The 12680-nt window shown below is 59.2% G+C and carries 10 protein-coding genes; 1 reads left to right on the top strand and 9 read right to left on the bottom strand.

The features are described from left to right. Positions 1-3 precede the first annotated feature (3 nt). From odhB to sdhC, 6 genes are all read right to left on the bottom strand, one after another. On the bottom strand, positions 4-1227 hold the full coding sequence (gene odhB, locus BT116_RS16740) for a 2-oxoglutarate dehydrogenase complex dihydrolipoyllysine-residue succinyltransferase (protein ID WP_072345690.1): 1224 nt from the start codon (positions 1225-1227) through the stop codon (positions 4-6). 43 nt (positions 1228-1270) lie between these two features. Continuing rightward, complete coding sequence (locus BT116_RS16735; RefSeq protein WP_072345688.1) at positions 1271-4102, bottom strand: 2-oxoglutarate dehydrogenase E1 component; 2832 nt, start codon at positions 4100-4102, stop codon at positions 1271-1273. Positions 4103-4364: 262 nt separating this feature from the next. After that, positions 4365-5069, bottom strand: a complete 705-nt coding sequence (locus tag BT116_RS16730) for a succinate dehydrogenase iron-sulfur subunit (protein ID WP_003204434.1) — start codon at positions 5067-5069, stop codon at positions 4365-4367. An 11-nt stretch (positions 5070-5080) separates the two neighbouring features. After that, entirely contained in the window at positions 5081-6853 is a 1773-nt protein-coding gene (gene sdhA / locus BT116_RS16725; RefSeq protein ID WP_063324841.1) for a succinate dehydrogenase flavoprotein subunit, read from the bottom strand. 3 nt (positions 6854-6856) lie between these two features. After that, the gene (sdhD, locus tag BT116_RS16720; protein ID WP_003204438.1) at positions 6857-7225 is read right to left on the bottom strand and encodes a succinate dehydrogenase, hydrophobic membrane anchor protein; all 369 of its coding nucleotides are present in this window, start codon (positions 7223-7225) and stop codon (positions 6857-6859) included. Next, entirely contained in the window at positions 7219-7593 is a 375-nt protein-coding gene (gene sdhC / locus BT116_RS16715; protein WP_003179220.1) for a succinate dehydrogenase, cytochrome b556 subunit, read from the bottom strand. Before sdhC ends, sdhD begins: the two co-directional genes overlap by 7 nt. Before the next feature lie 365 nt (positions 7594-7958). On the opposite strand from sdhC, the gene gltA reads away from it, so the two are divergent. Beyond that, positions 7959-9248, top strand: a complete 1290-nt coding sequence (gene gltA / locus BT116_RS16710) for a citrate synthase (protein ID WP_014339589.1) — start codon at positions 7959-7961, stop codon at positions 9246-9248. Positions 9249-9529: 281 nt separating this feature from the next. Here the strand turns inward: gltA and BT116_RS16705 are convergent, their stop codons facing one another. The 3 genes from BT116_RS16705 to BT116_RS16695 all read right to left on the bottom strand — a co-directional run bounded on the left by BT116_RS16705 (position 9530) and on the right by BT116_RS16695 (position 12578). After that, positions 9530-11188, bottom strand: a complete 1659-nt coding sequence (locus tag BT116_RS16705) for a cation acetate symporter (RefSeq protein WP_072345686.1) — start codon at positions 11186-11188, stop codon at positions 9530-9532. Then, positions 11185-11496 (bottom strand): DUF485 domain-containing protein, encoded by a 312-nt coding sequence (locus BT116_RS16700; RefSeq protein ID WP_072345684.1) that lies wholly within the window; start codon positions 11494-11496, stop codon positions 11185-11187. The genes BT116_RS16705 and BT116_RS16700 overlap by 4 nt, the downstream gene beginning before the upstream one ends. Before the next feature lie 227 nt (positions 11497-11723). Next, complete coding sequence (locus tag BT116_RS16695) at positions 11724-12578, bottom strand: glycine betaine ABC transporter substrate-binding protein (RefSeq protein WP_072345682.1); 855 nt, start codon at positions 12576-12578, stop codon at positions 11724-11726. Positions 12579-12680 lie beyond the last annotated feature (102 nt).

The raw sequence follows: 12680 nt of genomic DNA, 5'->3' as shown, positions 1-12680 counted from the left end.
AAATCAGATATCCAGCAACAGACGAGCCGGATCTTCAAGCAGGTTCTTGATGGTTACCAGGAACGTCACGGCTTCTTTACCGTCGATCAGGCGGTGATCGTAGGACAGTGCCAGGTACATCATCGGACGAATCACGACCTGACCATTGATCGCCATAGGACGCTGCAGAATGTTGTGCATGCCCAGGATAGCCGCTTGCGGCGGGTTGACGATCGGGGTCGACATCATCGAACCGAATGTACCACCGTTGGTGATGGTGAACGTACCGCCGGTCATCTCTTCGATGGACAGCTTGCCGTCACGGGCCTTCTTGCCGAAGGTGGCGATGCCGCCTTCGATTTCGGCCAGGCTCATCAGTTCGGCGTTACGCAGTACTGGAACCACCAGGCCACGGTCGCTGGAAACAGCAACACCGATATCGGCGTAGCCGTGGTAGACGATGTCCGAACCGTCGATCGACGCGTTGACGGCCGGGAAGCGTTTCAGCGCTTCGGTGGCAGCCTTGACGAAGAACGACATGAAGCCCAGGCGTACGCCGTTGTGGGACTTCTCGAACAGATCCTTGTACTTCGAACGCAGGGCCATGACTTCGGTCATGTCGACTTCGTTGAAGGTGGTCAGCATGGCCATGTTCGACTGGGCTTCGACCAGACGCTTGGCCACGGTAGCGCGAACGCGGGTCATCGGAACGCGTTTTTCAACACGGTCACCGGCAGCGAACACTGGCGCGGCAGCGGCAGGCGCAGCAGCCTTGGCCGGAGCAGCGGCTGGCGCGGCTTTCTTGGCGGCAACGGCGGCAACCACGTCTTCCTTGGTCACGCGACCACCCTTGCCGGTGCCGGCAACGGAGGCGATGTTGATGCCGTTCTCTTCGGCGATCTTGCGCGCGGCCGGGGCAGCGACTGGATCGTCTTCGCCATCGGCAGCTGGAGCAGCGGCCTGGGCAGCGGCAGGCGCAGCGGCGGCGGCCGGAGCAGCGGCAGCAGCGCCGCCCTCTTCGATCGAGCCCAGTACCTGGTTGGACAGGACGGTAGCGCCCTCTTCGGCAACGATTGCGCCAAGCACGCCGTCAGCTTCGGCCAACACTTCCAGAACGACTTTGTCGGTCTCGATGTCGACGATCAGGTCGTCACGCTTTACAGCTTCGCCTGGTTTCTTGTGCCAGGTGGCAACGGTGCCATCGGCAACCGATTCCGGGAATGACGGGGCTTTGATTTCGATAGCCATTATCTGTGGGTCCTTAAAATTCGGTTTCAGTCAGCACGAAGGCTTAAACAGTGAAAGCATCTTGCAGCAGTTTTTCCTGCTGCTCGGCGTGCATCGACGCATAACCACACGCAGGTGCAGCGGACGCATCACGGCCGGCATATTCAAGACCCAGGGCCTTGTTATGGTTGCCGATGCTGCGACGCAGGTGATGCTGGCTGCTGTACCACGCGCCTTGGTTCATCGGTTCTTCCTGACACCACACCACATGGGTGAGGTTGGTGTAAGGCGCGATGGCCTCCATCAGGTCTTCTTCCGGGAACGGGTAAAGCTGCTCGATACGCACGATGGCGATGTCTTCGCGGCCTTCGGCACGACGTTTTTCCAGCAGGTCGTAGTAGACCTTGCCGCTGCACAGGACCAGGCGAGTCACCTTCGCCGCGTCCAGCGTGTCGATTTCCGAAATAACGGTCTGGAACGAGCCTTCGGCCAGATCCTCGAGCGTGGAGATCGCCAGCTTGTGACGCAGCAGCGACTTCGGTGTCAGCACGATCAGCGGCTTGCGCAGCGGACGGATGACCTGACGACGCAGCAGGTGGTAGATCTGTGCCGGGGTCGTTGGTACACACACCTGGACGTTGTGCTCGGCGCACAATTGCAGGTAGCGCTCCAGACGTGCCGAAGAGTGCTCCGGCCCCTGCCCTTCATAACCGTGTGGCAACAGCATGGTCAGACCGCAGAGACGGCCCCACTTGTGCTCGCCGCTGGTGATGAACTGGTCGACAACCACCTGGGCACCGTTGGCGAAGTCGCCGAACTGGGCTTCCCAGATCACCAGCGCATTCGGCTCGGTGGTGGAGTAGCCATATTCGAACGCCAGGACGGCTTCCTCGGACAGCAGCGAATCGTACAGGTCGAAACGTGGCTGGCCTTTGTACAGGTGTTGCAGCGGGATGTAGGTGCTGGCGTCTTTCTGGTTGTGCAGCGCCGCGTGGCGGTGCGAGAAAGTGCCGCGGCCTACGTCCTGGCCGGTGATGCGAACCGGGTGGCCTTCGAACGCCAGGGTCGCGTACGCCATGGTTTCAGCGTAACCCCAGTTGATCGGCAGGCCGCCGGCTTGCATCTTCTGCCGGTCTTCGTAGATTTTCGCGACTTGGCGCTGAACCACGAAGCCTTCCGGGATTTCCAGCAGCTTGGCGGACAGTTCCTGCAGGGTCTTGAGGTCGAAGCGGGTGTCGTGACGCGCGGTCCAGGCATGGCCCAGATACGGACGCCAATCCACGAACAGCTCTTTGTTCGGTTCCTTGACCAGGCTTTTTACCACGTGCAGGCCGTTGTCCAGGGCGTTGCGGTATTCGTCGACTTTTTCCTGGACGCGCTCGGCATCCAGAACACCGCCCTGGGTCAAGCGCTCGGCATACAGCTCACGGGTGGTGCGCTGCTTGGCGATCTGCTGGTACATCAACGGCTGGGTGCCGCTTGGCTCGTCGGCCTCGTTGTGGCCGCGACGACGGTAGCAGACCAGGTCGATCACCACGTCGCGCTTGTACTGCATGCGGTAGTCGATGGCCAACTGGGTCACGAACAGCACGGCTTCCGGGTCATCGCCATTCACATGGAGAATCGGCGCCTGGATCATTTTCGCAACGTCGGTCGCGTACTCGGTGGAACGCGAGTCTTCCGGGTTGCTGATGGTGAAACCGACCTGGTTGTTGATCACGATGTGCACGGTGCCGCCGGTCTTGAAACCGCGGGTCTGCGACATCTGGAAGGTTTCCATGACCACGCCCTGACCGGCGAATGCCGCGTCACCGTGGATGGAAATCGGCAGCACCTTCTCGCCGGTCGGATCGTTGCGACGATCCTGGCGAGCGCGGACCGAACCCTCGACCACCGGCGAAACGATTTCCAGGTGAGACGGGTTGAACGCCATGGCCAGGTGGACTTCGCCACCTGTGGTCATCACGTTGGACGAGAAGCCCTGGTGGTATTTCACGTCACCGGAACCCAACTCGACCTTCTTCTTGCCTTCAAACTCGTCGAACAGCTCGCGCGGGTTCTTGCCGAAGGTGTTGACCAGTACGTTCAAGCGGCCACGGTGGGCCATGCCGATGACGACTTCCTTGGTGCCGTAGGAACCGGAACGCTGGATCAGCTCGTCGAGCATCGGAATCAGGCTTTCGCCGCCTTCCAGGCCGAAACGCTTGGTACCTGGGTATTTGGTGCCCAGGTATTTCTCCAGGCCTTCACCGGCGGTAACGCGCTCGAGCAAGTGGCTCTTGATGTCGGCGGAGTACGTCGGACGGCCACGAACGCTTTCCAGACGCTGCTGGAACCACTGGCGCTGCTCGGAATCGGTGATGTGCGTAAATTCAGCGCCGATGGTGCGGCAATATGTCTGCTGCAACGCTTCGTGAATTTCGCGTAGGCTCGCTTCCTCTTTGCCGATGAACAGGTCGCCGGCACGGAAGGTCGTATCAAGATCGGCATTGGTCAAGCCGTAGTGAGTGATCGACAGGTCTGCAGGTGCAGGACGCTGCCACAGCCCCAGCGGGTCAAGCTGGGCTGCCTGGTGGCCACGCATCCGGTAGGCCTGGATCAGTCGCAATACTTCAACTTGCTTCTTCTCGTGTTCGGAGCTCACGCTGCCGGCAGACACCGGTTGAGCGCGGCGCTGGTTCTTTGCCAGCAACACGAAATGATCGCGAATCGTCGAGTGCGAAACATCAGTGGCAGAATTACCGTCGGCCGGTAGCTTCTGAAAGTAGGTGCGCCATTCTTCTGGCACAGCGTTAGGGTCGTGCAGGTAGAGCTCGTAAAGCTCTTCCACATAGGCAGCGTTACCACCGGAAAGGTGGGCACTGTTCCACATGCGCTGCATCACGCTTTCTTGCATGCTTGGTCACCCTCGATTAGGGGAACACCACCGGCGAAAACACCGAGCAAACTTGCAGAAGTCCGAGTGCAGCGACTAAAACAAGCCACTTAGGATCACGCTGATAGTCCGGGTACCAGCCCGGATGCCCCTGCTTGTCTCATTTCTTCAAAATAAGAACTGCCGCTTTGTGAGCGGCTGTTCTGGTTATAGCCATGACGCGGGTTGAAGCCCGCGCCCTGGCCTTTACGGGTACAACGGTCCTACGGGTACAGCAGCTGAATCACACGCCGCTTTGCAGCAGCATGTTACGAATGTGACCGATGGCCTTAGTCGGGTTCAGGCCTTTCGGGCAGACGTTGACGCAGTTCATGATCCCGCGGCAGCGGAATACGCTGAACGGGTCATCCAGCGAAGCCAGACGCTCGGACGTCTTGGTGTCACGGCTGTCTGCCAGGAAGCGGTACGCTTGCAGCAGGGCGGCCGGGCCCAGGAACTTGTCCGGGTTCCACCAGAACGATGGGCACGAGGTCGAGCAGCAAGCGCACAGGATGCACTCGTACAGACCGTCGAGCTTCTCACGCTCTTCAGGAGTCTGCAGACGCTCGATGGCCGGAGCCGGCGTGTCGTTCTGCAGGAATGGCTTCACCTTCTCGTATTGCTTGTAGAAGATGCTCATATCGACGACCAGGTCACGGATAACCGGCAAACCTGGCAGCGGACGAACGATCAGCTTGTTGCCCTTGACCACGGCCGACAGCGGCGTGATGCAGGCCAGGCCGTTCTTGCCGTTGATGTTCATGCCGTCGGAGCCGCAAACGCCCTCACGGCAGGAACGACGGTAGGAGAAACCTTCGTCCTGTTCTTTGATCAGGGCCAGCACGTCCAGCACCATCAGGTCTTTACCACCGGTATCGACCTGGAAGTCCTGCATGAACGGCGCAGCGTCCTGATCAGGGTTGTAGCGATAAACACTGACTTGCAACATAGCGGTCACCCTTAATAAGTCCGGACTTTTGGTTCGAAAGTCGGAACAGTCTTCGGCGAGAAGTTCACGGCACGCTTGGCGACGCGTTTTTCACCCGGGAAGTACAAGGTGTGGCACAGCCAGTTTTCGTCGTCACGGTCTTCGAAGTCTTCGCGGGCGTGGGCGCCACGGGACTCTTTACGCACTTCTGCGGCGATGGCGGTGGCTTCGGCCACTTCCAGCAGGTTCTGCAACTCCAGCGCTTCGATACGGGCAGTGTTGAACGCCTGCGACTTATCGTTGATCTTCACGTTGGCGATTCGTTCACGCAATTGCGCCAGCTGGGCAATACCCTTCTGCATGTATTCGCCGGTACGGAATACACCGAAGTAGTTCTGCATGCAGTTTTGCAACTCGCGACGCAGGGTCGCCACGTCTTCGCCTTCGGTACGCTCGTTCAGGGCGGACAGACGCGCCAGGGCGGCTTCGATGTTGGCGTCGGTGGCATCGTCATATTCGATACCGTCGGACAGGGCTTTTTCCAGGTGCAGGCCGGCAGCGCGACCGAAGACCACCAGGTCGAGCAACGAGTTGCCGCCCAGGCGGTTGGCACCGTGGACCGATACGCACGCCACTTCACCCACTGCGAACAGGCCAGGGATGATTTCGTCCACGCCTTCGGCGTTCTGGGTGATTGCCTGGCCATGAATGTTGGTGGCAACGCCGCCCATCATATAGTGGCAGGTTGGAACCACTGGAACCGGCGCAACGACTGGATCGACGTGAGCGAAGGTCTTGGACAGTTCGCAGATGCCTGGCAGGCGGCTGTGCAGCACTTCCTCGCCCAGGTGGTCGAGCTTGAGCATCACGTGGTCGCCATTCGGACCGCAACCGTTGCCAGCGATGATCTCTTTAACCATCGAACGGGCAACCACGTCACGACCGGCAAGGTCCTTGGCGTTCGGAGCATAGCGCTCCATGAAACGCTCGCCGTGCTTGTTGATCAGGTAACCACCTTCGCCACGGCAACCTTCGGTCACCAGTACACCGGCGCCGGCGATGCCGGTTGGGTGGAACTGCCACATTTCGATGTCTTGCACCGGCACGCCAGCACGCAGGGCCATGCCGACGCCGTCACCGGTGTTGATCAGGGCATTGGTGGTGGATGCGTAGATACGGCCTGCACCGCCGGTCGCCAGTACGGTGGCCTTGGCGCGGATGTAGGTGGTTTCGCCGGTTTCGATGCAGATCGCGATCACACCGACGAAGGCGCCGTCCTGGTTCTTCACCAGGTCAACGGCGTAGTACTCGTTCAGGAACGTGGTACCGGCTTTCAGGTTGCCCTGGTACAGGGTGTGCAGCAGCGCGTGACCGGTACGGTCGGACGCCGCGCAAGTACGCGCGGCCTGGCCGCCCTTGCCGTAGTCCTTGGACTGGCCACCGAACGGACGCTGGTAGATACGACCTTGCTCGGTACGCGAGAATGGCATACCCATGTGGTCCAGCTCGAACACCGCGGCCGGGCCTTCCTGACACATGTATTCGATAGCGTCCTGGTCACCGATGTAGTCGGAACCCTTGACGGTATCGTACATGTGCCAGCGCCAGTCATCGTTCGGGTCGGCCGAAGCGATGGCGCAGGTGATGCCGCCCTGGGCGGAAACAGTGTGCGAACGGGTAGGGAAAACCTTGGTGATCACGGCAGTCTTGTGACCGCCCTGTGCCAGTTGCAGCGCTGCGCGCATGCCGGCACCGCCGCCACCAATAATGATAGCGTCGAAAGAAATCGTTGGAATGTTAGCCATGGATCAGATACCCCAGAGAATCTGCACACCCCAGACGAAGTAAGCGAACATCGCAACGCCGCATACTGCCTGGAAGAGGAAACGTACGGCAGTCGCCGACTTGCCGAACGCCATTGGCGTCAGGTAGTCGGTCGCGATGGTCCACATGCCGACCCAGGCGTGAGCGCCCAGTGCGACAAGTGCCAGCAGACTGAAGATACGCATCCAGTTGTTTGCGAACAGTTCATGCCATTGGGCGTAGCCCAGGCCTGGGTTTGCTACGACATATCCGATCAGGAAGATGAAGTAAGCCGCGAGAACGACCGCAGACACACGCTGCGCCATCCAGTCATAGAGGCCCGAACGCGAAAGGTTCGTGACGTTGGTTACCATATCCAGACTCCTGCCAGAACGATCAGCACCGCAGACACGGCGATAATGATTTTCGAGCCCAGCTTGCCGCCTTCCAGCGTCTCACCGATGCCCATGTCCATGATCAAGTGGCGCACACCGGCAACCAAGTGATACAGCAAGGCGGACAGGATGCCCCAAATCACTAGCTTGGCTAGCGGACTGGTCAGACACGCTTTCACCTGACCGAAGCCTTCTTCCGAATCGAGCGACTTGTCCAATGCATAAAGCATGATGGCCAGGCTGACGAAGAGGATGACACCGGAAATACGGTGAAGAATGGACGTGTAAGCAGTGACTGGGAGTTTGATGGTCCTTAGGTCTAGGTTTACAGGTCGTTGGCTTTTCACGGCTTTTTTTTCACACTGAAGAGCCCCTAACAATCAGGGCAAAGTTGTTGGGGCGCGCACTGGTCAGGTACTCACCACCCAGGGAGTGACGACCCCCAAGAAAGCAGGCCCAAAAGCCCCTGGCGGTCGGTGGCCGAGTATAGACAGTTAGGCTACTAATGACAACGCGTTCACCTTCCCCTAATAGCGCATTGCACATACGGCGCAAAAGGCGTAAACGGCAGGTAATTTCGCGGAAAAAGTCCGGTTAAAGCCTTCTGGAGCAAGACTTTAGGCAAATTGACATTCGGATTTATCTCACTATAGTGGTGCGGGCCCTGCGTGGGGGGTCTGTCTGATGATTCCAAGCATTAATAGGAGGCCACATGGCTGACAAAAAAGCGCAGTTGATCATCGAGGGCGCAGCCCCCGTCGAGCTGCCCATTTTAACCGGCACCGTTGGTCCCGATGTAATCGACGTACGGGGCCTGACGGCCACGGGCCGTTTCACCTTTGACCCAGGTTTCATGTCGACCGCCTCGTGCGAGTCGAAAATCACCTATATCGACGGCGACAACGGCATCCTGCTGCACCGCGGCTACCCGATCGAGCAACTGGCTGAAAAATCGGACTACCTGGAAACCTGCTACCTGCTGCTCAATGGCGAGCTGCCAACCGCAGAGCAAAAGGCTCAGTTCGTCAGCACCGTGAAGAACCACACCATGGTTCACGAACAGTTGAAGACCTTCTTCAACGGCTTCCGTCGCGATGCCCATCCGATGGCCGTCATGTGCGGCGTTGTCGGCGCCCTCTCGGCCTTCTACCACGACTCCCTGGACATCAATAACCCCCAGCATCGCGAAATCTCCGCGATCCGCCTGGTGGCGAAGATGCCGACCCTGGCAGCCATGGTCTACAAGTACTCCATGGGCCAGCCCATGATGTACCCGCGCAACGACCTGACCTATGCAGAGAACTTCCTGCATATGATGTTCAACACCCCGTGCGAGATCAAACCGATCAGCCCGGTGCTCGCCAAGGCCATGGACCGGATCTTCATCCTCCATGCCGACCACGAGCAGAACGCCTCCACGTCCACCGTGCGCCTGGCCGGCTCCTCGGGTGCCAACCCGTTCGCCTGTATCGCCGCCGGTATCGCCGCTCTCTGGGGCCCAGCCCACGGCGGTGCCAACGAAGCGGTACTGACCATGCTCGATGAAATCGGCGATGTCTCGAACATCGACAAGTTCATCGCCAAGGCCAAGGACAAGAACGATCCGTTCAAGCTGATGGGCTTCGGTCACCGGGTCTACAAGAACCGCGACCCGCGCGCCACCGTCATGAAGCAGACCTGCGACGAAGTGCTCAAGGAACTGGGGATCACGAACGATCCGCAACTCGAACTGGCCATGCGCCTGGAAGAGATCGCCCTGACCGACCCATACTTCATCGAACGCTCGCTGTACCCGAACGTCGACTTCTACTCGGGGATCATCCTCAAGGCGATCGGCATTCCAACCAGCATGTTCACCGTGATCTTCGCCCTGGCGCGGACCGTCGGCTGGATCTCCCACTGGAAGGAAATGCTCTCCAGCCCGTACAAGATCGGCCGTCCACGCCAGCTGTACACCGGCTACGAGTCGCGTGACATCACCCAGCTGGAAGACCGCAAGTAAGGCCTGCCTTGCCATAGGTCCCACGCTGCACTGAAACAGCCCCTGCTTCTTATATAAGAGCAGGGGCTGTTTTGTTTGTGCCTCTTTTTATCTGGTCCAGAACCGCATTGACAGACCCGACATCATCGCGAGCAAGCTCGCTCCCACAGGATGAACGCGCTCCAATGTGGGAGCGAGCTTGCTCGCGATGGCGGCAGACCTGGCACTCCTCATAAACCCGGCACAAAAAAATACCCCAGCCTCTCGACCGGGGTATTTCTTCAATCACGACGCTTACCGCATCAGTGATTAACCGCCCCGCTCGCCCCCAGGCCAGTCTGCGAACGCACGAACTGCGGGAAGAACAGCGCCCGCTCGTTGGCGCCTTCAGGCGACTTGTCGGTGATGGAGAAGAACCAGATGCCGACGAAGGCAATGGCCATCGAGAACAGCGCTGGGTATTCATACGGGAAGATCGCCTTCTCGTGCCCCATGATCTGCACCCAAATGGTCGGGCCGAGGATCATCAGGCCCACGGCACTGACCAGGCCCAGCCAGCCGCCGATCATGGCGCCACGGGTGGTCAGCTTCTTCCAGTACATCGAAAGCAGCAATACCGGGAAGTTGCAGCTCGCCGCGATGGAGAACGCCAGGCCCACCATGAACGCGATATTCTGCTTCTCGAACAGGATCCCCAGGGTGATCGCCAGCACCGCCAGGGCGATGGTGGTGATTTTCGAGACGCGGATCTCATCCTTCTCGTTGACCCTGCCTTTCCTGATCACGCTGGCATACAGGTCATGGGACACCGCCGAGGCACCGGCCAGGGTCAGGCCCGCCACTACCGCCAGGATGGTGGCAAAGGCTACCGCCGAGATGAAGCCCAGGAAGATGCTGCCGCCCACGGCGTTGGCCAGGTGCACCGCCGCCATGTTGTTACCGCCGAGCAAGGCACCCGCCGCGTCCTTGAAGGCCGGGTTGGTGCTGACCAGCAGGATCGCGCCGAAGCCGATGATGAAGGTCAGGATGTAGAAGTAACCGATGAAGCCGGTGGCATACAGCACGCTCTTGCGCGCTTCCTTGGCGTCGCTCACGGTGAAGAAGCGCATCAGGATGTGCGGCAGGCCAGCGGTACCGAACATCAGCGCCAGGCCCAGGGAGAAGGCCGAGACCGGATCCTTCACCAGGCCGCCAGGGCTCATGATCGCCTCACCCTTAGGGTGAACCTTGACCGCTTCGGCAAACAGCATGTTGAAGTCAAAGTTGACGTGCTTCATGACCATCAGGGCCATGAACGAAGCACCCGACAACAACAACACCGCCTTGATGATCTGTACCCAGGTGGTGGCCAGCATGCCGCCGAACAACACATAGAGGCACATCAGGATGCCCACCAAGATCACCGCAACGTGGTAGTCCAGGCCGAACAGCAGCTGGATCAGCTTGCCGGCACCAACCATTTGCGCGATCAGGTAGAACGCCACCACGACCAGCGAACCACAGGCGGACAGACTGCGGATCTGGGTTTGCCCAAGGCGATAGGACGCCACGTCGGCAAAGGTGTACTTACCCAGGTTACGCAGGCGTTCAGCGATCAGGAACAGAATGATCGGCCAGCCCACCAGGAAGCCGATGGAGTAGATCAGACCGTCATAACCGGAGGCGAAAACCAGCGCGGAAATGCCCAGGAAAGACGCCGCCGACATGTAGTCGCCAGCGATCGCCAGGCCGTTCTGGAAGCCGGTGATCTTGCCGCCGGCCGCATAGTAGTCGGACGCCGAGTTGTTTTTCTTGGACGCCCAGTAGGTGATGTATAAAGTCGCGCCGACGAAGGCAACGAACATCAGGATCGCCGCGACGTTAAGGGGTTGCTTCTGCACGGCACCGGTCAGGGCTTCAGCCGCCCAGGCCCCCGGGGCGAACGCTGCGATGCTCAATAGGGCTAGTAGACGCCGGATCATTGCTGAGCCTCCTTGAGAATCGCATTATTCAGGTCGTCGAACTCGCCATTGGCGCGCCGCACGTAGATTGCAGTCAGAACGAAGGCCGAGAGAATCAGGCCGACACCGATGGGAATACCCCAGGTCATGGTGGACTCAGGCGTGATCTTGGCCCCGAGAATGTGTGGCCCGTAGGCGATCAGAAGAATGAAGCCGGAATACAACCCAAGCATGATCGCCGAGAGAATCCAGGCGAATCTTTCCCTTTTTCTCACCAGCTCCTTGAAGCGCGGGCTGTTTTGAATCGAGAGGTAAATGCTGTCGTTCATTGTTTTTATCCTCGCAGCACAGATTTAATTGGAACAGCCCTACTCTATGCGGCTCAAGGCCAGGTTCCAGACGACCTTAGTATTAGAACGACATGACGGTTTTGCCAGTTTTCCGCACATTACTGGTAATCCCCCTGTGGGAGCGAAGCCAATCGAAGAATTGCACGCACAAAAAAACCGCATGACTCAACGTCATGCGGTTTTTCGAGCCAGCTAAACCAGGCGAGTTACTTGCCGGTCCACTCTTTTACACGGTCCGGGTGCTTGGCAACCCAGTCCTTGGCGGCGGCGTCAGGCTTGGCGCCTTCCTGGATCGCCAGCATGACTTCGCCGATCTCGTCTTTCGAAGCCCATTGGAATTTCTTCAGGAACGCGACCACTTCCGGCGCCTTGGCCTCCAGTTCCTTGCTGCCGATGCTGTTCACGGTTTCAGCCGCGCCGTAGACGCCTTTCGGGTCTTCCAGGAAGCGCAGTTTCCACTTGGCGAACATCCAGTGCGGCACCCAACCAGTGACGGCAATGGATTCGTTTTTCTTCTCGGCACGGGTCAGCTCGGCAATCATACCGGCGCCGGAACTGGCCTTGAGTTGATAACCGGTCAGGTCGTAATCCTTGATGGCCTGTTCGGTCTTGAGCATCACGCCTGAACCGGCGTCGATGCCAACGATGCGTTTTTTGAAGGACTCGTCGGTTTTCAGATCCTCGATCGACTTGGCCTTGACGTACTCCGGCACGATCAGGCCGATTTTTGCGTCCTTGAAGTTGGGGCCGTAGTCAACCACCTGGTCCTTGTTCTTGGTCCAGTAGTCGCCATGGGTCACGGGCAACCAGGCCGAGAGCATTGCGTCGAGTTTACCGGTGGCCACGCCCTGCCACATGATCCCGGTCGCAACAGCTTGCAGCTTCACGTCATAACCGAGTTTTTGCTGGATGACTTCGGCCGCCACGTGAGTGGTCGCGACGCTGTCAGACCAGCCGTCAACGTAACCGATGCTCAGGGTTTTGGTTTCGGCACTAGCCAGTGTGGAGCTGATCGCCAGTACCAGTGCGGCACCTGCGCCCAAGAGTCGTCGCATCTTCATCGTTACTTCCCCGAAAGTGCTGCGCCCGGCGGATGCCGAGCGGCGTCAACGTATAGTTATGGTGGCAGCGCCCCCATCACGCCCGCTTAGAAACCGGCTCGA

Source organism: Pseudomonas sp. NFACC16-2 (assembly GCF_900119205.1).
Lineage (GTDB): Bacteria > Pseudomonadota > Gammaproteobacteria > Pseudomonadales > Pseudomonadaceae > Aquipseudomonas > Aquipseudomonas fluorescens_Q.
The sequence above is the reverse complement of the archived record's forward strand: the minus strand, read 5'-3'. Positions and strand labels throughout refer to the sequence as shown.